At 51.7% G+C, this 24,327-nt stretch carries 21 protein-coding genes and 2 rRNA genes; 21 read left to right on the top strand and 2 right to left on the bottom strand.

Features of this window, described 5'->3' with window-relative positions; genetic code table 11:
* The 17 genes from DFQ01_RS25755 to pssA all read left to right on the top strand — a co-directional run.
* Nucleotides 1-94: ribosomal RNA gene (locus tag DFQ01_RS25755) — 23S ribosomal RNA — on the top strand; the annotation flags it as partial.
* A gap of 237 nt (nt 95-331) precedes the next feature.
* Nucleotides 332-448 (top strand): 5S ribosomal RNA (gene rrf / locus DFQ01_RS25760).
* A gap of 354 nt (nt 449-802) precedes the next feature.
* A complete protein-coding gene (locus tag DFQ01_RS25765) occupies nt 803-2,032 on the top strand; it encodes a GNAT family N-acetyltransferase (protein WP_110046823.1) in 1,230 nt (409 codons plus the stop codon).
* A 403-nt stretch (nt 2,033-2,435) separates the two neighbouring features.
* Nucleotides 2,436-2,897, top strand: a complete 462-nt coding sequence (locus tag DFQ01_RS25770) for a CtsR family transcriptional regulator (RefSeq protein ID WP_110046824.1) — start codon at nt 2,436-2,438, stop codon at nt 2,895-2,897.
* A 58-nt stretch (nt 2,898-2,955) separates the two neighbouring features.
* Nucleotides 2,956-3,465, top strand: coding sequence for a protein-arginine kinase activator protein McsA (mcsA, locus tag DFQ01_RS25775; RefSeq protein ID WP_110046825.1), 510 nt, complete (start codon nt 2,956-2,958; stop codon nt 3,463-3,465).
* Nucleotides 3,466-3,488: 23 nt separating this feature from the next.
* Entirely contained in the window at nt 3,489-4,574 is a 1,086-nt protein-coding gene (gene mcsB, locus DFQ01_RS25780; RefSeq protein WP_110046826.1) for a protein-arginine kinase McsB, read from the top strand.
* Nucleotides 4,571-7,039 (top strand): ATP-dependent protease ATP-binding subunit ClpC, encoded by a 2,469-nt coding sequence (clpC, locus tag DFQ01_RS25785; RefSeq protein ID WP_110046827.1) that lies wholly within the window; start codon nt 4,571-4,573, stop codon nt 7,037-7,039. Before mcsB ends, clpC begins: the two co-directional genes overlap by 4 nt.
* A gap of 113 nt (nt 7,040-7,152) precedes the next feature.
* Complete coding sequence (locus DFQ01_RS25790) at nt 7,153-7,680, top strand: YfiT family bacillithiol transferase (protein ID WP_110046900.1); 528 nt, start codon at nt 7,153-7,155, stop codon at nt 7,678-7,680.
* A 405-nt stretch (nt 7,681-8,085) separates the two neighbouring features.
* On the top strand, nt 8,086-9,087 hold the full coding sequence (locus tag DFQ01_RS25795; RefSeq protein ID WP_110046901.1) for an ABC transporter substrate-binding protein: 1,002 nt from the start codon (nt 8,086-8,088) through the stop codon (nt 9,085-9,087).
* A 399-nt stretch (nt 9,088-9,486) separates the two neighbouring features.
* Entirely contained in the window at nt 9,487-10,323 is an 837-nt protein-coding gene (locus DFQ01_RS25800) for an ABC transporter ATP-binding protein (RefSeq protein ID WP_110046828.1), read from the top strand.
* Nucleotides 10,324-10,350: 27 nt separating this feature from the next.
* Entirely contained in the window at nt 10,351-11,181 is an 831-nt protein-coding gene (locus DFQ01_RS25805; protein WP_110046829.1) for an ABC transporter permease, read from the top strand.
* Between the two features lie 35 nt (nt 11,182-11,216).
* The gene (locus DFQ01_RS25810; RefSeq protein ID WP_110046830.1) at nt 11,217-12,626 is read left to right on the top strand and encodes an LLM class flavin-dependent oxidoreductase; all 1,410 of its coding nucleotides are present in this window, start codon (nt 11,217-11,219) and stop codon (nt 12,624-12,626) included.
* A 50-nt stretch (nt 12,627-12,676) separates the two neighbouring features.
* Nucleotides 12,677-14,116, top strand: coding sequence for a DHA2 family efflux MFS transporter permease subunit (locus tag DFQ01_RS25815; RefSeq protein WP_245946888.1), 1,440 nt, complete (start codon nt 12,677-12,679; stop codon nt 14,114-14,116).
* Between the two features lie 104 nt (nt 14,117-14,220).
* A complete protein-coding gene (locus DFQ01_RS25820) occupies nt 14,221-14,613 on the top strand; it encodes an antibiotic biosynthesis monooxygenase (protein ID WP_110046831.1) in 393 nt (130 codons plus the stop codon).
* A 160-nt stretch (nt 14,614-14,773) separates the two neighbouring features.
* Entirely contained in the window at nt 14,774-16,144 is a 1,371-nt protein-coding gene (radA, locus tag DFQ01_RS25825; RefSeq protein ID WP_110046832.1) for a DNA repair protein RadA, read from the top strand.
* Between the two features lie 12 nt (nt 16,145-16,156).
* On the top strand, nt 16,157-17,227 hold the full coding sequence (gene disA / locus DFQ01_RS25830; RefSeq protein ID WP_110046833.1) for a DNA integrity scanning diadenylate cyclase DisA: 1,071 nt from the start codon (nt 16,157-16,159) through the stop codon (nt 17,225-17,227).
* A gap of 111 nt (nt 17,228-17,338) precedes the next feature.
* The gene (pssA, locus tag DFQ01_RS25835; RefSeq protein ID WP_110046834.1) at nt 17,339-18,082 is read left to right on the top strand and encodes a CDP-diacylglycerol--serine O-phosphatidyltransferase; all 744 of its coding nucleotides are present in this window, start codon (nt 17,339-17,341) and stop codon (nt 18,080-18,082) included.
* A gap of 311 nt (nt 18,083-18,393) precedes the next feature.
* Here the strand turns inward: pssA and DFQ01_RS25840 are convergent, their stop codons facing one another.
* Both DFQ01_RS25840 and DFQ01_RS25845 read right to left on the bottom strand, forming a co-directional pair.
* Nucleotides 18,394-19,083, bottom strand: coding sequence for a metal-dependent hydrolase (locus DFQ01_RS25840; protein ID WP_110046835.1), 690 nt, complete (start codon nt 19,081-19,083; stop codon nt 18,394-18,396).
* Nucleotides 19,084-19,279: 196 nt separating this feature from the next.
* Nucleotides 19,280-19,666, bottom strand: coding sequence for a nucleoside triphosphate pyrophosphohydrolase family protein (locus DFQ01_RS25845; RefSeq protein ID WP_425452446.1), 387 nt, complete (start codon nt 19,664-19,666; stop codon nt 19,280-19,282).
* Between the two features lie 142 nt (nt 19,667-19,808).
* Here DFQ01_RS25845 and DFQ01_RS25850 point away from each other — a divergent pair, with 142 nt between their 5' ends.
* The 4 genes from DFQ01_RS25850 (at nt 19,809) to gltX (ending at nt 24,045) form a co-directional block, all read left to right on the top strand.
* Nucleotides 19,809-20,906, top strand: a complete 1,098-nt coding sequence (locus tag DFQ01_RS25850; RefSeq protein WP_110046837.1) for a PIN/TRAM domain-containing protein — start codon at nt 19,809-19,811, stop codon at nt 20,904-20,906.
* Nucleotides 20,907-20,983: 77 nt separating this feature from the next.
* Nucleotides 20,984-21,703: a 2-C-methyl-D-erythritol 4-phosphate cytidylyltransferase gene (gene ispD / locus DFQ01_RS25855; protein WP_110046838.1), complete on the top strand. Its 720-nt coding sequence runs from the start codon at nt 20,984-20,986 to the stop codon at nt 21,701-21,703.
* A gap of 34 nt (nt 21,704-21,737) precedes the next feature.
* Nucleotides 21,738-22,229 carry a 2-C-methyl-D-erythritol 2,4-cyclodiphosphate synthase gene (gene ispF, locus DFQ01_RS25860; protein ID WP_110046839.1) on the top strand — a complete coding sequence of 164 codons (492 nt, stop codon included), beginning with the start codon at nt 21,738-21,740 and terminating at the stop codon, nt 22,227-22,229.
* Between the two features lie 352 nt (nt 22,230-22,581).
* On the top strand, nt 22,582-24,045 hold the full coding sequence (gene gltX, locus DFQ01_RS25865) for a glutamate--tRNA ligase (protein WP_110046840.1): 1,464 nt from the start codon (nt 22,582-22,584) through the stop codon (nt 24,043-24,045).
* The last annotated feature ends 282 nt before the right edge of the window (nt 24,046-24,327 follow it).

The raw sequence follows: 24,327 nt of genomic DNA on the forward strand, positions 1-24,327 counted from the left end.
AGACCCCTGGAAGACGACCAGGTTGATAGGCTCGGGGTGGAAGCGCAGCAATGCGTGCAGCTGACGAGTACTAATAGGTCGAGGGCTTATCCTAAAATCCTTTGCGTAAGTGAAGGTGAAGCAAATGCTAAAGCTAAGGATTCAACATTCGCATCCAGTTTTGAAGGTGTAACCTTCAGGAGACCAATCAGCACCGAGAAGGTTGATTTAGACTGAGGACGAGTAGCGGAGTGTAGGCAAACCCTACATGAGCAACGGAGGCCGAAGGCTGGATCAAGATTCGATGCCGTATATGCTTCACGAGTTACCTCGTGATCATTGGTCGACTACGTTTGGTGTCGATGGCGGAGGGGTTCCACGCGTACCCATACCGAACACGACCGTTAAGTCCTCCAGCGCCAATGGTACTTGGACCGCAGGGTCCTGGGAGAGTAGGACGACGCCAAGCACGAAGTAAGCCGTGTCTTTATGACACGGCTTTTTTGTTGTTTACGGAACGAGATAAAGATATATATTAAGGTCGATCAGCACCGAGAAGGTTGATTTAGACTGAGGAGCATATGCTTCCGATGCTGCTTTTACATTCGTAAAAGCTTAGAGCGTAGGTAACACGTAGCACCTACATGAGCAACGCAGGCGCAGACGGGATCAAGATTCGACGTCGAATATGCTTCACGAATTACTTCGTGATCATCGACCGAGACAAGCGCTAATGGTATTTGGACCGTAGAGTGCTGGAAAAGCAGGACGACGGCAAGCGCAAGGAACCGCTCGTTGTTTACAACGGGCGGCGTATGGTAAGATGATCACTCAAAGCTGGCACTATGCCCGAGGAGGTTCGATTGTTTTGATCATACGTAATATAACGGAGTCTCACTACGAAGAGAGCCTTAATTTGTCCTCTTTCGCTTTTCAGATGTCTTATTCTGACGATGAACGAACTGCGCGACGTGCAAAGTTTCGGCCAGAAGAGAAATGGGGCGCCTTTGAAGGAGATCAATTAATGGCGCAGCTAACTTTGCTGCCATTAACGGTTTACATAAACGGCAGACCGATTCCGATGGGAGGCTTGGCAGGCGTATCTACTTGGCCAGAATTTCGCAGGCAAGGTTTAGTCTCTAAGCTTCTGCGACATTCGCTTGGAGTTATGCGCCGTGACGGTCAGATCATCTCGCTGCTGCATCCGTTCGAGTTTGATTTTTACCGCCGATTCGGTTGGGAGATGTTCTTGGAGCAGCGCCGATATACGATCGCTTCGAACCTGCTGCCTAAGCGATCACAAGCTCCCGGTACAGTTGTACGTCTTAATCAGCCTGACACGCAGACGTTGTCCACGGTTTATGAACAGTATGCACGGCGGTACAATGGCATGCTTTCACGTAATCCACAATGGTGGGAAGAGCGTATCTATGTTAGGAAGCAAGGACAAATCGCTGTATATCGTTCAGAGTCAGGTAAAGCACAGGGCTATATCATTTATGATGTTAAAGAGTCGAAGATGACGGTACATGAATTGGTTTGTTTGAATGAAACAGCTAGACAAAGCTTGTGGACATTTATTGCGAATCACGATTCGATGGCTAAAGAGGTCACAATGGTTGCGCCTATGGATGATGACCTTATTTCCATACTCGACAATCCGCGCATTAAGCATGAGATTATCCCCTACTTCATGGCACGTATTGTGGACATTGAAGCTTTTGCTGCGAACTATCCCTTCGCATCCACAGAAGCTGTGAATGAACTGTGTATTCGCATCGCAGACCGCGATGCAGATTGGAACAATGGCTTTTTTCGTCTACAAGTGGACCCACAGGGTGTTGGTACTTTGACTCGGATCCCTGATCTTCGAGACGAAGATAATCAACATACTGTAACCTGTACCATTCAAACCCTTACTTCTATGCTCATGGGCTATCAAAGACCGAAACGTCTTCACCAATTAGGTCGATTAGCCGGAAACGTTGATACAGTCAAGGTGCTGGAGCGAATCGTTCCATCGGCACAGACGTTTCTATATGACTTCTTCTAACTAACCACAGCCTCATCCACATTCTCCACAAGGCAGCGTCTAATAGCGATGCTGCCTTTGTCATCCACATGTGCAGAACATTTATCATAATGAATGAAAGTTGTGGATATACAAAAAGAGCTGGCTACGTATAAACCTTCAGCATACTTCCCACCCTAGTAATGTCATAGTCACAACGTAGGATGGACGAACTGTCAGACAATTGTGACGAATATGTCTCCAACCTCTTGAAATTCATAAGAAAAGTCGTATAATGAGATCAAGGTCAAAGAAAGTCAAAGTCAACGATGTCGGGTTCGCAGCCCACGCCGCTGATGCGACCTCGCTGTTATCAGCGAATGCAAGCAGGAAACACGCAAGACAACAGACATCCAGTAAGGCGCATCATGAGGGAGGTTGGTGCATGCGTAACATTTCCGATCTCATTGAACAGTATTTGAAACAGCTGCTTCAAGAAAGCACTGAAGGTGCGGTCGAAATTCAACGCAACGATCTGGCCGACCGTTTCTCTTGTGTTCCTTCGCAGATCAATTACGTCATTAGCACACGCTTCACGTTAGAGAAAGGATATGTAGTCGAGAGCAAGCGAGGCGGTGGCGGATATATTCGTATCCAGCGCGCAGAATTACCAGCTCTAAAGACGATTACCTTGTATCTAAGTGAGGTTATTGGTGATCAGATCGACCAGAATGCCGCAGAGGGCCTTATTTATCAGTTGGAGGAAGCCCGCCATATCTCGAAGCGCGAGGCGAATCTGATGAAGGCGGCAATGGCACGCGATACGATTGCGTTGAAGCTGCCGCTGCGTGATGAGGTTCGAGCGAGGCTTATAAAGGCGATGCTGATCTCCTTGTTAGCGAAGTGAAGGATCGAATTGGGCGCAGGAGTCATGGTGCTTAGATAGGCGAAGGAGGGATGGCGGCTTGATCTGTCAGGAATGCGGAAAGAAGCCGGCAACGCTTCATTTTACGAAAATCGTGAACGGAGATAAGAACGAGATTCATATTTGTGAATCATGTGCCCGTGAGAAAGGGGAAGGAATTCCCGGATCCTCCAATGGGTTCTCCATTCACAGCCTGCTGTCCGGCTTGCTTGATTTCGAACGGACAGGACAGGGAGCGAAGCAGGAAACGGTTCGTTGTGAAGATTGTGGTTTGACGTACGCACAGTTCAGCAAGATCGGCCGCTTCGGCTGCAGCTCTTGCTATAAGAGCTTCGAGAACAAGCTCGATCCGTTGTTCAAGCGGGTACATGGCAATACCGTGCATGTTGGTAAAATTCCGAAGCGATCTGGTGGGATTATCCAGACGCGTAGAGAGATCGAACGGCTTCGTCGTGAAATGGCGACCCGTATCGATAACGAGGAATTTGAAGCTGCGGCACAGCTTCGCGATCGAATACGTGAGCTGGAGCGAAGAGTGGAAGGGCTTTAAGCGCGAAGGGAGGATTATTGACTTTGTCCAAGAGACGTTTTGCCGAGCATCCGCTCAGCGATTGGATGAAAGGAAAGGGTCCCGAGTCGGAGATCGTCATTAGCAGTCGTATCCGAGTCGCGCGCAATTTGCGTACGTACCCTTTCCCGATGCTGGCGACAAATCAGCAGTCACTTGAGGTGATGAACCGGTTAACGGGTGTTGCCTCGCAGGGAAAGCTGAGCGGCATTGGCCAATTCGATATATACAAACTAAGCGAGCTAACCGAGCTTGAACGGCGGGTACTGGTCGAGAAGCATCTCATCAGTCCGAACCTGGCGGGCGAGTCACGTAACGGAGCGCTTGTGTTGAACGAAGAAGAATCAGTCAGCATCATGATTAACGAGGAAGATCATTTGCGCATCCAATGTCTCTATCCGGGTTTTCAAATCCGTGAAGCATGGCAGTTGGCCAGCCGCATTGACGATATCTTTGAAGCGGAGGCGGATTACGCCTTCGACGAGCGAAGAGGATTTCTAACAAGCTGTCCTACGAATGTAGGAACCGGCATCCGAGCATCGGTCATGATGCATTTGCCGGCGCTGGTGTTAACCCAGCAAATCAATCGTATTTTATCCGCAGTTGCACAGGTTGGCCTTGCTGTTAGGGGAATTTATGGCGAAGGCAGCGAGTCGACCGGCAACCTGTTTCAAATTTCGAATCAAATTACGCTTGGTCAGTCGGAAACTGAAATTATCGACAACCTGTACAGCGTAGCGCTTCAAATCATTGAACATGAGAAGGCAGCCCGCAAACGGCTGGTCGCTGAGAACCCCATTCGAATCGAGGACCGGGTCAATCGTTCATATGGTGTACTCTCATATGCTGCGATTATGGACTCGAAGGAAGCGGCGCAGCGGCTGTCCGACATTCGACTAGGCATTGATCTGGGGATGATCAACGGGGTATCGACACAAGCGATGAACGAGCTGCTCGTCATGACGCAGCCGGGTTTTCTACAGCAGGTGTTCAATGAGGCGCTTAGTCCGGAGGCGAGGGATATCCGGCGGGCGGAGCTGATTCGGAATCAAATTTCGCAGCACAACAATCATGGGGGTGTATCGCAATGATGTTCGGAAGATTCACGGAACGTGCGCAGAAGGTGCTGGCATTGGCTCAAGAGGAAGCTGTAAGACTTGGTCATAACAATATCGGAACGGAGCATATTCTGCTTGGTCTGATTCGCGAGGGCGAAGGCATCGCAGCGAAAGCACTCATTGGCCTTGGCCTTGGACTGGAAAAAATTCAAGATGAAGTCGAAGCGCTCATCGGCCGCGGCCAAGAGCAGCCTTCGAATATTGCATATACGCCGCGTGCGAAGAAGGTCATTGAGCTCTCGATGGATGAAGCGAGAAAGCTCGGCCACACCTACGTTGGCACAGAGCATATTTTGCTCGGACTCATTCGCGAGGGCGAAGGGGTTGCAGCACGCGTGCTGAACAACCTGGGGATCAGCTTGAACAAAGCACGCCAACAAGTGCTTCAGCTGCTTGGCAGCAGCGAAGCGGTTTCGAGCAGCCACGGTGCGCCATCTAATGTTAGCACGCCTACGCTGGATGGACTCGCACGCGACCTGACGGCATTTGCCCGCGAAGGCAATCTCGATCCGGTCATCGGCCGCAGCAAAGAAATCGAGCGTGTTATTCAAGTCCTTAGCCGCCGCACGAAGAACAATCCGGTTCTGATCGGTGAGCCAGGGGTTGGTAAGACGGCTATCGCAGAAGGATTGGCTCAGAAAATTATTGCAGGGGAAATCCCAGAGACGCTGCGTGACAAACGCGTCATGACGCTCGATATGGGCTCGGTCGTTGCAGGTACGAAGTACCGCGGCGAATTCGAGGATCGTCTGAAAAAGATCATGGACGAAATCCGCCAAGCTAACAATATCATCCTGTTCATCGACGAGCTGCATACGCTGATTGGTGCAGGCGGCGCGGAAGGTGCAATCGACGCATCAAACATTCTCAAGCCGTCGCTGGCGCGCGGCGAGCTGCAGTGCATCGGTGCAACGACGCTGGATGAGTATCGCAAATATATCGAGAAGGACGCTGCGCTGGAGCGCCGCTTCCAACCAATCACGGTTGATCAACCGACGCCAGAAGAAGCGATTCAAATTCTTCACGGTCTGCGCGATCGCTACGAAGCGCATCACCGCGTGAAAATTACGGATGAAGCGATTGAGCAAGCGGTTAAGCTGTCGGATCGTTACATCACGGATCGTTTCTTGCCGGATAAAGCAATCGACCTGATCGACGAGGCTTCGTCCAAAGTACGCCTCAAAACGTATACGGTACCGCCAAACCTGAAACAGCTGGAGAACCGTCTGGAGGATATCCGCAAGGAGAAGGATTCCGCGGTTCAATCGCAGGAGTTCGAGAAAGCGGCGGCGCTGCGAGATACGGAGCAAAAGCTGCGCGAAGAGCTCGACGTCACGCGCAATCAGTGGAAAGAGAAGCAAGGCCGCACTGATTCCGAAGTAACACCGGAGGATATCGCGCAGGTCGTTGCAAGCTGGACCGGCATTCCAGTCAGCAAGCTTGCTGAGGAAGAAACGCAGCGTCTGCTGAAGATGGAAGATATTTTGCACGATCGTGTGATTGGTCAGACCGATGCGGTTAAAGCAGTTGCGAGAGCAATTCGCCGTGCACGCGCTGGTCTGAAGGATCCGAAGCGTCCGATCGGCTCGTTCATCTTCCTCGGCCCTACGGGTGTTGGTAAGACGGAGCTTGCACGTGCGCTTGCGGAATCGATGTTCGGCGATGAGAATGCGGTTATTCGCATCGACATGTCCGAGTACATGGAGAAACATTCGACATCGCGTCTCGTCGGAGCGCCTCCAGGGTATGTTGGTTATGAGGAAGGCGGCCAGCTGACAGAGAAAGTTCGCCGCAAACCATATTCGGTTGTGCTCCTCGATGAGATCGAGAAAGCACATCCAGAAGTATTCAACATCCTGCTGCAAGTGCTGGAAGATGGACGCCTTACGGACTCGAAGGGCCGCGTTGTAGACTTCCGCAATACCCTGATCATCATGACGTCTAACGTTGGTGCGGATCAGATCAAACGGAATTCGACGCTGGGCTTCACGGCTGTACAGGATGCTAGCCGCGAGTTCAACCAAATGAGAGAGAAAGTGCTGGCTGAGCTGAAGAAGAGCTTCCGTCCAGAGTTCCTCAACCGGATCGACGAGACGATCGTATTCCACTCGCTCGAGCAGGAGCATATCGCACAGATCGTTACGCTCATGTCCGATGAGCTGCGTAAACGTCTGAAAGAGCAAGAGGTTGACTTCGTTCTGACGGATGCAGCGAAGACTTTCCTCGCGAAGGAAGGCTTCGATCCGCAATACGGTGCTCGACCACTCCGCCGCGCGATCCAGAAACATATCGAGGACCGCTTGTCCGAAGATCTGTTGATGGGTACCATTACGAAAGGCGACTCGCTCATCATCGATGAGAAGGATGGCGCGCTTGTCGTAAGCCATGCAAGCAAGGAACCGGAGTCGGTTGATAACGCTGAACCGGCGAATAAGTAAGTTTGAATGATTAGTGCAAGACATCGTGCGGCCATGCGCTGCACGATGTCTTTTTTGTTAGAATAGGTTTAGGTCGAAATCATGATGAAGGAGCGAGATGGAGGATGAGTGAGCTGGATGATCTGCGGTTCCCGATTGGACAGTTTGCAACTGTTGAGCCAGTAGATGCGGAGCAACGAGCGCATTGGATGGAAGAGATCGAACGGCTCCCGGAACAATTGTGTGAAGCGGTGGCAGGGCTAAGTGATGAGCAGTTGGATACGCCGTATCGAGCTGGTGGGTGGACGGTCCGTCAAGTGGTCCATCACCTGGCGGACAGCCATATGAATTCGTATATTCGATTTAAACTTGCCGTGACGGAGGAGCTTCCGACGATTAAGCCTTATTACGAAGATCGTTGGGCCGAGCTATCCGACGGGGCGCATGCACCTATCGAGCTGTCTCTGACTTTGCTCAAAGCGCTGCATGCACGGTGGGTCTATTTTATCAAGAGTCTCCGTCCAGAGCAGTTCGAATGTGCATTCATTCATCCGGAGCATGGTCGGGCGATGAAGTTGAATGATGCGCTGGGCATGTATGCGTGGCATGGCAGGCATCACGTCGCACACATTATGGGACTTCGCAGTCGGAACGGCTGGTAGATGTTGAATACAGAGGGGCTCTGTACCGGATAAATTAAATCCGCTGCAGAGCCTTTTATGCTATTGACAGATATGGAAAGGAATACTATGATAATAATCACAGTAAATTCATAGGAATTGTAGTATTAACTAGTCCGACAGGGCTGTTAATACGCCGACCAGACTGCTGGAGGTCTTTACGACGGAATTCATTCCGAGTAAAGGCCTCTTTGCGTTACGGGGGCAGAAGAGAGATAAGTTGGAGAGGGCGTGTTGGAGATGACAAAAGACAGACAATCGCGAGTGAATCATGAGTATGAGGCAAGCTTTAATTGGGATTTGGATCGGCATTTGAGCAGCCGCAGAAGAAGGCCGCTCGGGGGATCGCGCTTGGCGTGGGGAGCTGCAGTTATCTCCCTGCTAGCCATGCTTACGCTGGCCGGATGCGGCGGAACTTCCAAGTCAACAGCCGCAAGCGGTGGCGAGGGGGATTCACAATATGAAACGCTTGAGCTCCGCTATCAAGGCGGCGTCGGCTCAGTTACTTATCCGGAGCTTGCAGAGGCACTTGGTTATTTGGCCCCGATCAAGCTGAAGTGGATTGGCAATACGATTAGTGGTCCACAGGATATTCAGACGGCTGCGACGGGTCAATCGGATTTCGGAGGAGCGTTCAATGGCGCGATCGTGAAGCTCATCTCTGCAGGGGCGCCAGTGAAGGCGGTTATTGGTTATTACGGCGTAGATAAGGATACATACATCGGATTCTACACCCTTGACGATAGTCCGATTAAGACGGCGAAGGATTTGATCGGCAAAAAAATCGGTGTTAACACGTTAGGCGCGCACTCTGAATTCGTCATCAAAGAATACCTTCGCCGCAATGGTCTGACGGAGGATGAGATTAAACAAGTAACACTCGTCGTCATCCCTCCGGTTAACGCAGAGCAGTCATTGCGTCAGAAGCAGATTGACGTCGCCGCATTGGGCAGCATTTTGCGGGATAAGGCGTTGGAGCGCGGTGGCATTCGGCCGCTGTTTACCGACTATGATCTGTTCGGAACATTCACCGCAGGCAGCTACGTCTTCACCGACAAGTTCATTAAAGAAAATCCAAACACGGTGCGCAAATTCGTTGAAGCAACGGGCAAAGCGATCGAGTGGGCACGCACAACGCCACGTGAACAGGTTATCGCTAAGTACAAAGAAATCATCGATAAACGAGACCGCAAAGAAGACACAACCGCGATTCAATACTGGAAAAGCACCGGTATCGCCGGAGCGGGCGGATATATTCGTAAAGATGAGTTCCAAGTTTGGACCGACTGGCTCGTCAAAGACGGCGAACTGAAGGAAGGCCAAATCAAACTCGAAGACCTCTACACCAACGAATTCAGCGCCTTCAAGGACACCGAAGAAAAGAAATAAGCAACCGCAGCACCCAAAAAATAGAGAGCTCGCAAGAGCAGGCGAACGGGATTAATATAACGGGTTTGTAGTAGTCCACACGCAGTATCAGCACACGTACCCCTCTATCCTCGAAAGAAGTAGTCCATACGAATAGTCTGCCGACAAATAATCGTTTCTTAGTCCCACCGGACAAAAGCCTTGTCACACCGTGACAAAGCGGGCACCCGCTCGAAGCACGAAGAGTGCGTCCTTCGGGAGTCCAGAGGGCGACGCCCTCTGGAGCCCTCCCCTCAGGGGAGGGTTTGGGTGGGGTGTAAAAGTGTAAAAGTGTAAAAAAGCTACGGGCGCAGCCCAGTAAATTAAAACTTATCTCTCCCCTTAGCAAGGGGGGGGACTCAAAGGGGGAGGCTACCACCTATGATCCAATTCAACAACGTATCCAAAACATTCAAAGTCCGCAACGCGGCTGAAGGCCGAGGCGCCTTCACCACCTTCACAGCCGTTAAGGACGTGAATCTGGAAGTTAAAGATGGCGAGTTCATGGTCATCGTAGGCCCGAGCGGCTGCGGCAAATCGACGCTGCTCGATATGCTGGGCGGATTGACGAAGCCATCGTCCGGTGAGATTTTGCAGAGCGGTCGGCCGATTACAGGACCTGGGCTCGACCGAGGCATCGTGTTCCAGCAATATGCGTTATTCCCATGGAAGACGGCGAAGCAGAACATCGAGTTTGGACTCGAAGCAAAAGGTGTGCCGCGTAAGGAACGGAGCGAGCGCGCGAGTTATTTTCTCGCATTGGTGGGGCTGGCCGGCTTTGAACAACGTTACCCACATGAATTATCCGGTGGCATGAAGCAGCGGGTCGCGATTGCGCGTAGTCTCGCCTATGACCCCGAGGTGCTGCTCATGGATGAACCGTTTGCCGCGCTGGACGCGCAGACGCGGGAGACGCTGCAGGGTGAGCTGCTTCGCATATGGGAACAGACGAAGAAGACGATTATTTTTATCACGCATGGCATTGATGAGGCGGTTTATCTCGGGCAGCGGGTTGCGGTTATGACGTCACGGCCCGGAACGATCAAAGAGATTATTGATATTCCGATCGATACGCGAGGCGCGGAGGAAGATATACGGTCACTGCCAGAGTTCGGCGAGCTGCGGCATCAAATTTGGGAGCTGCTTCGTGAGGAAGTATCGAAGGCAGAGCTGTTGGAGCGCAGCAAGGCGCAAGGTCCGGTTGGCAAACGTGCTTAACCAATACAAGTAAGGAGATGAGAGCATATGGCTGTTATTGATAAAACGGTATCGGTTCCGCTTGGCACAGGTGCGAGAGTGCCGTCGCTGCCGCTCGGGCTGCTGCTCAAAGCAGTAAAACGCAGCATCGCGATCGTAGTGCTGCTTGCAGTTTGGGAGATCGTCCCTCGGGTCGGTTTGGTACAGGCGACCTTTCTTCCACCGTTCAGCAAAGTGGCCGAAGCGTGGTGGGCGCTCTTCACGGGTGGCGATTTGGCGGTTCATTTTCAAGCGAGTATTGGTCGTTCCTTATTAGGGTTTGGGCTAGCCATTGCAGCGGCAATTCCGCTTGGTCTGTTGATCGGCTGGTATCCGAAGGTTGCTGAAGTGCTGAACCCCCTTCTGGAGCTGTTCCGCAATACGGCCGCGCTGGCGCTGCTGCCTGTATTTACGCTGATCCTCGGTATCGGCGAGACGTCTAAGGTTGCACTTGTGTTCTATTCCTGCTCATGGCCGATTCTACTCAATACGATTAATGGGGTTAAAAATGTCGACCCGCTGCTCATCAAATCCGCTAAATCGATGGGTCTTGGATCGCTGCGGCTGTTCCAGAAGGTTATTCTTCCGGCCTCCGTTCCGACGATCTTCACGGGCATTCGGCTGGCAGGCGCTTACTCGATTCTCGTTCTTATCGCAGCGGAGATGGTAGGGGCGAAGGCAGGCCTTGGTTATTTGATTAACTACACGCAGTTTAACTTTCAAATTCCGGAGATGTATGCGGGCATCATCACGATCTCGCTGCTCGGCATTTTGTTCAACCAGCTGCTAGTGACGCTGGAGCGCCGATTCTCCTCTTGGAAAACGCAATCCAACGATTAATGATTAATCCGATTAATCTCTAGGAGTGATAATTAATGAGCCAAACCAACCTAAATCAATCAAACGCTTCGTCCAGTCCGTCCGAACCTTCCAGACAGATACGCCTTGGTGCATTCATGATGATTCCGGGCCATCACGTTGCAGCATGGCGCCACCCAGAAGCACAGGCAACAGGCGTATTGGACTTTAACTTTTATAAGAAGCTTGCTCAGACAGCGGAGCGGGGCAAGTTCGATATGGTGTTTCTCGCAGATGGCTATGCCGTTGCGGAACGATTCCCTGAGGCACTCGAGCAGACCGTTAACGTAAGGCCGGAGCCGTTCACGCTGTTGTCGGCGCTCAGCTCGGTTACGGAGCGGATCGGTCTCGCGGGTACTGTATCGACGACGTATAACGAACCGTTCCACGTCGCACGTAAATTTGCATCATTGGATTATTTGAGCGGAGGACGTGCAGCATGGAATGTAGTAACCTCAGGTAGTGATGCCGAGGCACGTAATTTCAATCTCGACAAGCATGTCCAGCATGATCTTCGCTATGAACGGGCAGAGGAGTTCGTCGATGTTGTCGCTAAGCTGTGGGACAGCTGGGATGATGATGCGCTGCTGTACGACAAAGCTTCAGCTCGTTTCGCAGATCGCTCGAAGGTGCAGGCGATTGATCACAAAGGGAAGTTTTTCAGCGTTCGAGGTCCACTTAACGTAGCTCGTCCGATACAGGGTCATCCGGTTGTCATTCAAGCTGGCGCGTCCGAACCGGGCAAAGAGCTGGCTGCGCGCACGGCAGAGGTGATCTTCACTGCGTGGCAGACGCTGGAGGAAGCACAGAAGTTCTACGCTGATGTAAAGGGACGTCTGGCGCGATACGGCAGAACACCGGATCAGCTCAAAATTATGCCGGGCGTCTTCCCGATTATCGGTCGGACAGAGGAGGAAGCGTTAGAGAAGAAGGCGCTGTTCGAGCAGCTTATTCCTGAGCAGGCTGGTGTAGCGCTGTTATCTGGACTCATCAGCTTCGACCTGTCTGGTTATCCAGTAGATGGGCCGCTGCCTGAGCTTCCACAGCTATCGCAAATTAATGGCGGCAAGAGCAGATTCCAGCTGCTGAAAGATCTGGCCGACCGCGAGCAGCTTACTATCCGCCAGCTGTATCAGCGCATTGCTGGAGCGCGCGGCCATCGCGAAATCGTTGGAACGCCTTCGCAAATCGCCGATCAGCTGCAGGAATGGTTCGAGAACGGAGCGGCGGACGGCTTCAACATTATGCCGCCTTACCTGCCGGGCGGGCTGGATGAGTTCGTTGATCTCGTTGTGCCAGAGCTTCAGCGCCGCGGCTTGTTCCGACAAGAATACGATGGATCGACCTTAAGAGAAAATCTCGGACTGCAGCGGCCTGCTAGACAGCATGCTTCTACACCAGCAGAGGCTGTGCGGGTGGCGGAGTGAGAGCTGCATCCGCCAGCAGCGTTCAAACATTGGGCCGGGGAGGAAGTCGCATGCTGCTCGCGACGCTCTTCCTCGGCTCGTTTCTATCAATCTACCATGTCGTTTCGTTGAACGCTGTGCTGCCGGGGTTTATTGCAATTTATCAGGCAGATCTGTCGACGGTTCAATGGTTAATGACGGGATTCACGCTTGCAACGGGAATGGCTGCTCCAGTCAGCGCGTATCTGGAGGAGCGCTTCGGCATGCGCAGACTGTTCCTGCTGTGCGTTGTTTTACTGACCGTTTGTTCCATCTTATGCTCACTGGCTTGGAACATCGGGTCACTCATTGTGTTTCGAACGCTGCAGGGGATCTTTTGCGGCATTATGCAGCCGTTGACGCTATCGATCATCTATGGGTCGATGCCGCCTGAACGCCATTCAACGGCACTCGGCTGGTGGACAGCCTCCACTATTCTGGGACCGGCGCTAGCTCCTACGGTCAGCGGATGGCTGATGCAAAATGATTGGCGGCTCATCTTCTGGATTACAGTGCCGCTTGGCTTGATGGTCTGGCAGTTTGGAAGACATACGCTTCCTGCGGGAAGCAAGATCGCTGTGAAGCGGCCGGACTGGTTAAGTCTCATTGCTGTCTCGGGTGGAACGATGGCGATGCTGCTGCTGTTCACCAATTTGAACCGATGGGGGATTGCGTCGTTTCTATCGCTATTTTGTGCCACGTCTTCGATTGTATGGATTGGTTTGTTCGTCTATCGAAGTCTGCGGCAGGAGCACCCGCTGCTGCAATTACGATTGTTCAACAATCGGATGTTTACCGCGAGTCTATCGGCGTCCCTTATTCTTATTACGGGACTCTACTCGGGCATCTACTTCATACCATTGTTTCTTCAGCAAATACAAGGGATGACGCCGATGCATGTTGGTCTGCTTCTGCTGCTTCCTGCTTTATCAATGACGTTAACGACCACGATTTCGACTCGCTACTATGAGCTTATTGGTCCGCGCAAGCTAATTATTGCTGGAACGGTGCTGCTCGTGGCTGCAACCTGGCAGTTCCGTGAGCTTACCCCAAGCACAAGTCACGGGTATGTCATACTGTGGATGACCGTTCGTTATGTTGGCATTGGATTGTCGATGACGCCGTCCATGAATGCAGGGATGTCATCGGTTGAGCAGCATCTATCGGCCCATGCGTCTGCACTTATTAACTGGATTCGCCAAGCAGGCGGTGCGCTTGCTCTCGGTATGATGACGGCTTATTTCACTTCTCGAACGCTGCATTATGGGGGTACGCCAAACACGGGGGCTTCGACACCTGCTGCAACTGCCGCTTACATGCATGGTTTAAGCGATGTTTTTCTACTTGCCAGTATTGTCACAGCTCTCGGAATACCATTAGCGATGCTTCTTCGAAGGAATAAGAGGAAAGGAGAGATGTCACTTATTCTCTCGAATGATGCGGAAGCGGGTATAAGCAGTGGTAAGCCTTAAGAGGTGGCTCCTGTGTTCTCCTCATTTGTTCTGCCTGTCGATGACTGGTATACTACTTCATTAGAATACAAGCCATGAAGTGATTGGCAGAGGGAGGACGCGGTATGATACTTGTAACGAACACGATCTCGATTCGAAAGGGACATGGACGTACGGTTGCTGAGCGGTTTAAGAATCCGAAGGGGGTTCATCAAATGCCAGGCTTCGTTCGGATGGAGCTGCTGCTCTCCGAGGGAGTCGAAGAGCATGACGAGCTGAAGGTCAGCACGCTGTGGGAGTCCAAGGAAGCTTTCGAAGGCTGGAAGAACAGCGATGCTTTCAAGCAGGCTCATGCTCACGCGGGCAAAGGCAAGCCAGCGCAAGCGGGAGCGGAGAAAGCGGGCGAAGCGCCGTCGCATCCACATGCAGGTCAGCACGCCACGTCGGAGGAAGGTCCAATCATGCTGGGCGCGAAGCTATCCATGCATGAGCTGCTGTTCACACAACTGGCTGAATAAAACGTATGGCTGTCTGATGAAACGATATACGTAGCAAGACGTAACGTAGGGGAGGACGCCGCCAGGGCCTCCCCTTTTTGCCGCGCTTTCTAGGGGTTTCTATTGGTACGTGAAAATGGTAAACTTTGATTGTTAACGTTTACTGCTAAGGGAGTCAACAATGGCTAAAATAAAAGTGAAATTCGCCTGTACCGAATGCGGTACCGAGTCCCCTAAATGGATGGGCAAATGCCCAGGCTGCGGCGCTTGGAACTCCATGGTGGAGGAGAAGGAAACGGTAGTTCGTACAGCTGGAGCAGCGGGCGCTTCTGTTTTTCAAACGAAAGAAAAGCCACGTTCCATCATACACATAGAAAGTGATCAAGAACCTCGCATCGATACGAGGCTTGGCGAATTGAATCGCGTCCTCGGTGGCGGTGTAGTGCCAGGCTCGCTAACGCTTGTCGGCGGAGATCCGGGCATCGGCAAATCGACCCTGCTGCTTCAAACTTCACACTCTTTAGCTGCTAGCGGCTTACGGGTGCTCTATATATCGGGCGAGGAATCGGTACGCCAGACGAAGCTGCGTGCCGATCGCCTTGGCTCGCTGTCCGAAGAGTTGTATGTACTGTGCGAGACGAATGTCGAATCGATACGAGAAGCGATCGAAGCTGTCAATCCGGCACTTGTCGTCATCGACTCCATCCAGACGGTATTCGACCCGAATGTACAGTCAGCACCAGGCAGTGTGGCACAGGTTAGAGAATGCACCTCGCACTTCATGCGAATCGCCAAGATCAAAGGAGTGGCTACCGTTCTTGTCGGGCACGTGACGAAGGAAGGGGCAATTGCGGGACCGCGTCTGCTTGAGCATATGGTTGACTGTGTGCTGTACTTCGAAGGCGAACGGCATCATACATACCGGCTGCTGCGTGCGGTGAAGAACCGGTTCGGCTCGACGAATGAGATCGGTATTTTTGAAATGGGAGAGGACGGACTTGGAGAGGTGGCGAACCCATCCGAGTTGTTCCTGTCCGAACGGCCGCTTGGTGTGGCGGGTTCAACGGTTGTTGCGAGTATGGAAGGCACGCGTCCCGTGCTTGTCGAGCTGCAGGCGCTAGTCGCACCGACGAACTTCCCATCTCCACGCCGGATGTCGGCTGGCATCGATCATCATCGAATGGCGCTCCTAATTGCGGTATTAGAGAAGCGAATGGGCATGTTTCTACAAAATCAGGATGCGTACTTGAACGTTGCAGGCGGCGTGAAGCTAGACGAACCAGCTGTTGATCTTGCAGCAGCTGTCAGCATAGCATCCAGCTTCCGAGACGCGCCAACTCGTCCTTTCGATGTGATCTTCGGCGAGGTGGGGTTAACAGGCGAGGTCCGTGCTGTATCCAGAGCAGAGCAGCGTGTAAGGGAAGCAGAGAAGCTGGGCTTTAAACGGGTGATTATGCCTGAGAACAGCTTGAAGGGTTGGAAAGCGCCGTCTGGAATCGAGATTATCGGCGTATCAACCGTAGCGGAGGCGCTCAAGGCAGCGCTCGGATAGAGGGGGCACAATATGAAGGAGCAGAGAGAGCTAGAAGTCATGCATCAATTGCTGCAGCTGGTCGCGCCGGGAACGGCGTTCCGCGACGGATTGGAGAACGTGCTGCGCGCGAAGACAGGTGCACTGCTCGTCGTCGGATACAGTCCTGAAGTAATGGAAGTCGTCGACGGCGGGTTTTCGATCAACTGCGATTTTACGCCAAACTACTTATATGAACTCGCAAAGATGGACGGAGCTATCATTCTGAGCGAGGACTTGAAGCGGATTCTATATGCGAACACACAGCTCATTCCAGACAGCTCGATTTCATCGAGCGAGACAGGTATTCGCCACCGGACGGCGGAGCGGGTTGCGAAGCAGACCGGTAAGCTGGTCGTTTCAATTTCGCAGCGCCGTAACGTCATTACGCTATATCAAGGCAATTTGCGCTATGCGCTTAAAGATATGGGTGTTATTCTTACGAAGGCCAACCAAGCGATTCAGACGCTTGAGAAATATAAGGCCGTGTTGAACCAAGCATTCACGAACCTGTCAGCAGCAGAATTCGAGGAGCTTGTAACGCTGCAGGAAGTAGCCCATGTTATCCACCGTGTTGAGATGGTCGTACGTATCAAGATGGAGATCAAGCGATACGTGACAGAGCTTGGTTCAGAAGGACGCCTGATCGGCATGCAGATGGATGAGCTGGTTGGCGGCGTTGAAGAGGATGCATGGTTCTTGCTCAAGGATTACGCGAAGGATAATTCAGACGATCGAATCCGTGATATCCGGATGGCTTTCAAGAAGCTTAGCAACGATGAACTGATGGACCCTCCGCACATTCTCCGCCTGCTGGGTTATCCGGGAACGTCAGCGGATGACGCTGTTTCTCCGCGCGGTTATCGACTGCTGCACAAGATCCCACGCCTTCCGATCGTGGTCATGCATAATCTGGTTGAACGGTTCCATCACCTCCCGCATATTGTGATGGCAACCTATGAAGAATTGGACGAAGTGGACGGTATTGGCGAGGTGCGCGCGCGTGCCATCAAGGAAGGACTCAAGCGGATTCAAGATCAAATGTTCATTGACAGGCAGATCTAAATCCCATAGAATGAGGGAATGCGTGCCCGAATGGGTGTAGATGGAATTTTATTGTTGAGCGAGTGTACGTGATATGATTTATTGGGCATAGTAGAGATGAGGTGGAACGAAATGATCACAAAGTCGATACCTAGCCTGTTTACGGTAGGCAATCTCTTTCTTGGAATTGTCGCCATAATTCTCGTGTTTAATGAGAAGCCCGAATTGGCGGCCATGATGGTTATTATAGCCATGCTGCTGGATGGCGTGGATGGTCGAATTGCCCGTGCGCTTAATGCACAGAGCGAATTCGGCAAGGAGCTTGATTCATTGTCGGATGTTATATCCTTCGGCGTCGCTCCTGCATTCATTATGTATGTTGTTGCTTTTCAAGATTTGAACCAGGCGGCGTCCTGGATTATCACGGCGTTGTTCCCGATTTGCGGAGCACTGCGGCTGGCCCGCTTTAATGTCATATCCGGTATGCCTGGTTACTTCATCGGACTTCCGATCCCGGCTGCTGGCGGCGTACTCTGTACGCTGGCGTTATTCTACAAGGACATTCCCGCTGCTGTTCTGATGGCGAGCACATTGCTGCTGTCGTTCCTGATGGTTAGCACGGTGAAATATCCGAACTTCAAGAAGATCGGCATTCCGAAAGGCGCAATCTGGGTTGTCCCAATTGTCGTCATCGTGGCGGTTGTTCTTGGCTACTTGTTCCCTAAGCATCTGTCGAAGATCATCTTCGTACCGCTGCTGCTGTATGCATTATATGGCTTAAAAAAAAACGTTAGTGCCGTTGTGCGTCTAACCTCCCGCAAAAATCGCAGACGTCGTGCTGCAGAAGAAGCGGCTAAGTCGGAGCACAGCGCTTAAACGATAACCTCGTTAACGATTAACACCAATAAAGAAGGCTTGGCGATTTCGCCAAGCCTTCTTCTTCTTTTAACAGTGTTTAGAATCACTTATTTCAACACGCTTTTCATGTGCGAACAGAAATTGTGCCCCAAAGGGAACGCGTCTCTTAGCGCGCATCAACTTGAACACCGGTTGTCATAATACCAACCCCTTCCGGGTTCCAGGGGACGGGAGTCCCATGGGTCCTCCCTAGCAGGGAGGATTTAGGCGGGGAGAAATATTGATTTTGAAGGGGGGAGTCCTTCAACGGGGTCCAAGGGGGATTGCCTCTAAACCTCGATACTTTCGCCATCCGCTAGTACATGACTGTTCAGTCCGGCCTCTGCCATTTGACGAGCCCATTCGTTAGGATCCTGCGCAATGAGCGAGAACGTATTGTAGTGCATAGGAAGGGTAAGCTTCGGCTGCAGCCATGTTGCAGCTTTCACCGCGTCCTCGATGCCCATTGTGAAGTTGTCTCCAATTGGGAGACAAGCTACGTCAATGGATGCCCACTCTGCAATGAGCTTCATATCCGAGAACAGCGCCGTATCTCCAGAGTGATAGAGTGTTGTGCCATTAATCGTAATAAGGAACCCAGCGGGAACACCGCCGTATTCGAATTCATTATTGCTTAGTTCAATCCCGCCGGAATGCCATGCAGGCGTAACTTTTACGCGGCCCCATTCGAAGTTGAAAGCTCCGCCAATACCCATCGGATGGACAGCGACGCCTTGTCTAGCGAAATACATCGCCAACTCGAAGGGAGCGACAATCGGACAGCCATTCGATTTTGCGATTTGTGCAGCATCGCCTGTATGATCGGCATGGCCGTGTGTAATGAGCACCGCGGTAAGGCCGCTTAGCTGCTCTGGCTTCGTTGTAGCGGCTGGATTGCCAGATAAGAAGGGATCGATCAGAATGCGTGTGCTGCCCGATTCGACGAGAAAGCATGAATGGCCTAGAAACGTTATTTTCATGGTTGGACAACAGCTCCTTTAAGATATCAGCATGGTGATAGAGATAAGATGGGATAGAGGATGACCGATCGATCGAATCTCTAAACCTTACATTAACTTTATCAAAAAAAAGCCGCTGATCAAAATTTGTATATAAAAATAGCCCGGAGCTTAACTGCCCCGGGCTTTTCGCATAGGCGAAAGTGTATGATGATCGTTATCTCATGTTAAACAGACCAAGTGTTGAACATTTGTCAGACTCACGAGCGACGACTTCTTCAAGATTGATATCAAGCAGATTGCAAAGAGCAGACATGTAGAACAGATTGCGTCCAAGCTCAGCACGCAGCACATCGCTGCATTGTTCGCACAATTGACCGTTCATGTGATTCTCCAGCACGGATTGTGCGGCTGTTAGATCGGTATCTACGGCATAAGCTTGTTTCTTTGCATTTAATTCAATGCAGCCGCATTCCGTTACAGCCTTGGCAACGGCACGATTCACGGCAGAGCCGGTTTGGCCGTATTTGGATAAAACGTCGAGCAGACTGCGATGTCGTAGAAGCAGCTCAGATACTTGTTGTTGGAATTGATCCAATGACACTTGCATCCACCTCTCTCGGATTCGGCTTCACGTATAGCTCTATTATAATCTTCCGACCATGGCATTTCAAAAGAAATTGGTTGAGTCAGCGATTAATGGGCGAATGCGCTGACCATAATGAGTAATGGAGGTGGATAAAGCCATGAAACGAATTATTCAAATCATCGGCATTTGGTTAGGCGGATCGCTCGGAAGTCAGTGGCACGCTTGGATGGGCGGCGATCTTTCCTTGTCTATGCTGGGGACTATGTCGCAAAGCGGCGGGTCTAGCATGAATTACTTGTATATCGCATTAGGTGCATTTTGTGGTTTTGCAGCAGCGACAACATTAGCGACACCAATTATGAAGCGGGTGAAGCAGGGCTCCGAGCGGCTTGCAAGCATTCCGGCTGCCGATCTAGTGGCGGGCGCTGTTGGCGTATTCGCAGGCTTAGTATTTTCTGTGCTTCTGTATCCTGCTGTTGCAAAGATTGATGGTATCGGTCTTCTTGTTCCCGTTATACTGACGTTGCTGCTTGGTTATATGGGGCTGCAGTTAGGTTTGGGTAAAAAAGAAGAGCTGTCCGCAGGGCTATCCGCACTGCTTCAGCGTCGCGCGGTTCAGCCGGAGGATGACGGGAAGAGTAAGTATGAAGAGCACAAAATATTAGATACGAGCGTCATTATCGATGGCCGTATCGCAGACATTTGCAAAACCGGATTTATCGAGGGTACGCTCGTCATTCCGGAATTTGTGCTGGAAGAATTGCAGCATATCGCTGATTCGTCGGATCTGCTCAAGCGCAACCGCGGACGCCGCGGGCTCGATATTTTGAACAAAATTCAGAAAGAGCTTGATGTTCGAGTGTTGATCTATGAGGGAGACTTCGAAGAGATTGGTGAAGTAGACAGCAAGCTGGTGAAGCTGGCGAAGGCGCTGGGCGGCAAAGTCGTGACCAATGATTTCAACCTCAATAAGGTGTGCGAGCTGCAAGGGGTATCTGTCCTCAACATTAATGATCTTGCGAATGCAGTGAAGCCGGTTGTGCTGCCAGGCGAAGAAATTGTTGTCCAAGTCATTAAGGATGGCAAGGAGCACGGACAAGGCGTCGCTTATCTGGATGACGGCACGATGATCGTTGTAGAGGGCGGACGGGATTATATCGGTACGACGATGGAGGTGCTCGTGACGAGCGTTTTGCAGACGTCGGCCGGCAGAATGATATTCGCGAAGCCGAAGCTGTTGGAAAAAGCGCAATAACGAGGTATGATGATACTATAATAGGTTTCGACTACGAAACCTTTATGGATCATACGGCGAGGCGGGTAGCGAATAACATGAATGCACAGTGGGGCGTCGTCATCGTGGCGGCGGGCAAAGGCACGCGGATGGGAACGGCGGAGAGCAAGCAGTATCTAACCTTGCGGGACAAGCCAATCCTCGTCCATACGCTGGAGCTGTTCCAAGCGATGGAGGAGACAGCTGCAATTGCGCTGGTCGTTGGACAAGCCGATATCGGCCGATGCGAGGAATGGGTGGCTCAATACGGGCTAACCAAGGTGACGGCCATTGTACAGGGCGGTTCCGAGCGTCAGCATTCGGTGCATCTTGGCTTGAAGGCACTACCGTCGCATCTGCAATGGGTCATGGTGCATGACGGTGTTCGGCCGCTTGTTACACAAACAGCGGTTCGGGCTTGCTGCGAGGCAGCGATGAAAGGTGAAGACCAGGGAGCAGCGGTTATTGCTGTACCCGTCAAAGATACGATTAAACAGGTGAACGATTCAGGCGTCATTATAGCGACGCCTGACCGCCGAAGCTTGTGGGCGATTCAGACGCCGCAAGCTTTTCGTCGTGAATTGCTCATTCAAGCACATGAAGCGGCGGAAGCAGACAGCTTCCTTGGCACCGACGACGCGATGGTCGTCGAACGGATGAACGTTCCGGTTGTCGTGGCAGAAGGCGAATATACAAACATCAAGATTACGACACCGGACGATTTGCCGTATGCGGAATTTTTACTGGCGATGCGGGAGAGGGCTGCAAGTCAGAACTAGAAGCCATGAAAGTTATTAAGGGGGATATCTCAACATGATTCGAGTAGGACAAGGATTCGACGTTCATCAGCTCGTAGAAGGACGCCCATGCATCATCGGCGGCGTAACGATTCCATATGAGAAAGGATTGCTCGGCCATTCGGATGCAGACGTGTTGCTTCACTCGGTAGCTGATGCGGTTCTCGGCGCGCTCGGACTCGGCGATATCGGCAAGCATTTTCCAGATACAGATCCAGCCTATGAAGGGGCAGACAGCGTGAAGCTGCTGGAGCATGTATGGTCGCTCGCGAAGGAGCGGGGCTATAGGCTCGGCAACATTGATAATACGATCATTGCTCAGCGTCCGAAGATGCTGCCTTATATTCCTCAGATGGTAGAAGTGATTGCTCGCGTGCTGGAAGCAGAAGACCTGTCGCAGGTGAATGTGAAGGCGACGACGACAGAGAAGCTTGGTTTCCCGGGCAGAGGAGAAGGAATCGCGGCGCAAACGGTTGTATGCCTCGTGAAGGATGTGCTATCATCTTAGGCATTATAGAGGTAGTTCAAAAAGTCGTCTTTTGATCACGAAGTGAGACAGGAAGCCTATTCGGCGTCGAAGCTTGCGTTCACCTTCGAAGTCCGGAGGTTATGCTTCCGATGTAGGTTTCCGCTGGAAACCTTGTATCATGTAGGTATTGCCTACACTCCGTTCCTCCTGAAGTTATTTGCGATACTTCAAGCGTTACAACCTGCGAGCAAATAACAGCTTCGTAAGCATACGCTTTTCAGGTTCTCGCAATCTTCTCGGTGCTGAAAACCCAACTTTTTGAACACTCATTTATAGAATTTCGTAAGCTGCCGGCATTACACTGCAGGCAATGAAATGGAGGATAACAGGCATGTCACAGCAGCAAATTCGCGTTCGGTATGCGCCATCGCCTACGGGACATCTACATATCGGTAATGCAAGAACGGCCTTGTTCAATTATTTATACGCGCGCAGTCTTGGCGGACAATTCATCATTCGGATCGAAGATACGGACGTAAAGCGCAACGTAGCGGGCGGTGAAGAAAGTCAGCTGAAGTATTTGCGTTGGCTCGGCATGGATTGGGACGAAAGCGTCGACATCGGCGGCGGCTATGGTCCATATCGTCAGACAGAGCGTCTGGATATTTATGAAGAGTACTGGCAGGATTTGATCAAACGCGGTTTGGCTTACCGCTGCTATTGCACGGAAGAAGAACTCGAGGCAGAGCGTGAAGAGCAAATCGCCCGTGGCGAGACGCCTCGCTATTCCGGCCGCCATCGTGATCTGACAGAAGAGCAGCGCCAAGCATTCGAGGCGGAGGGCCGTGTGCCGAGCATTCGTTTCCGCGTAACAGAAGGTAAGACGTATACGTTCAACGATATGGTCAAAGGCGAAATCAGCTTCGACAGCGAAGGCATGGGCGACTTCGTCATCGTGAAGAAGGACGGTATTCCGACGTACAACTTCGCCGTTGTTCTCGACGACTACTTGATGCGTATCTCGCATGTTCTGCGTGGGGAAGACCATATCTCGAATACGCCGCGTCAGCTGATGATCTATGAAGCATTCGGATGGACGCCGCCGCAGTTCGGCCATATGACGCTGATCGTGAATGAATCGCGCAAAAAGCTCAGCAAACGTGATGAGTCCATCATTCAATTCATTGAGCAATACGATACGCTTGGCTACTTGCCAGAAGCGATGTTCAACTTCATCGCGCTGCTTGGCTGGTCGCCTGAAGGCGAGCAAGAGATGTTTACCCGCGAAGAACTCGTTCAAGTGTTTAACGCTTCGCGCCTGAGCAAGAGCCCAGCTGTATTCGATACGAACAAGCTGGCTTGGATGAACAACGAATATATTAAGAAGGCTGAACCGGATCGCATCGTTGCCATGTGCTTGCCGCATCTTCAAGCTGCGGGCCGTGTGGCTAACCCTACGACGGCAGAGTCCCATGCGTGGGTAACCGATCTTGTGAAGCTGTATCAAGATAAACTTCGTTCCGCTTCCGAAATCGTGCCGCTGACCGAGCTGTTCTTCCGTGATAGCGTGGAGGATGAGAGCGAAGCAGCAGAAGTACTGGCTGAAGAGACAGTACCTGCTGTACTGAGTGCTTATCTTGCACAGGTTGAAGGTTCGGAGTCGTTCACTGCGGACGATCAGAAAGCATTGATTAAAGCCGTGCAGCAGGAGACTGGCTGCAAGGGCAAGTCGCTCTTCATGCCAATCCGTGCAGCACTCACGGGACAAACGCATGGACCGGATTTGAACCAGACGATTGCACTGCTAGGCAAGCAGAAAGTCGTAGACCGACTGAAGCTTCGTCTTGGCCGCTAATCTAAGTAGACAAACAGAGGTTAGAATGGGCGCTGTTCCATCACAGCCTCTCTTGTCACTTTGGTATCGATTCGTTATACTGAACGTAATGAACACATAACCACATACTAGAGTGACTGGCTTTGAACAGGAGAAGTACGCTAATACGGGATTCGCAGAGAGGACAACCGTCATGCCGAATCCGCCTTACCCGCGGAATTCGATTGGCATGTGGGCTGTAAGTTGTCTATTCCCGCAGCGATGCTGTTGCACCTGGGAGCCTTGCTCCGATCCGTCTGCGCA

It is taken from the genome of Paenibacillus cellulosilyticus (assembly GCF_003182255.1).
Classification (GTDB): domain Bacteria; phylum Bacillota; class Bacilli; order Paenibacillales; family Paenibacillaceae; genus Paenibacillus_T; species Paenibacillus_T cellulosilyticus.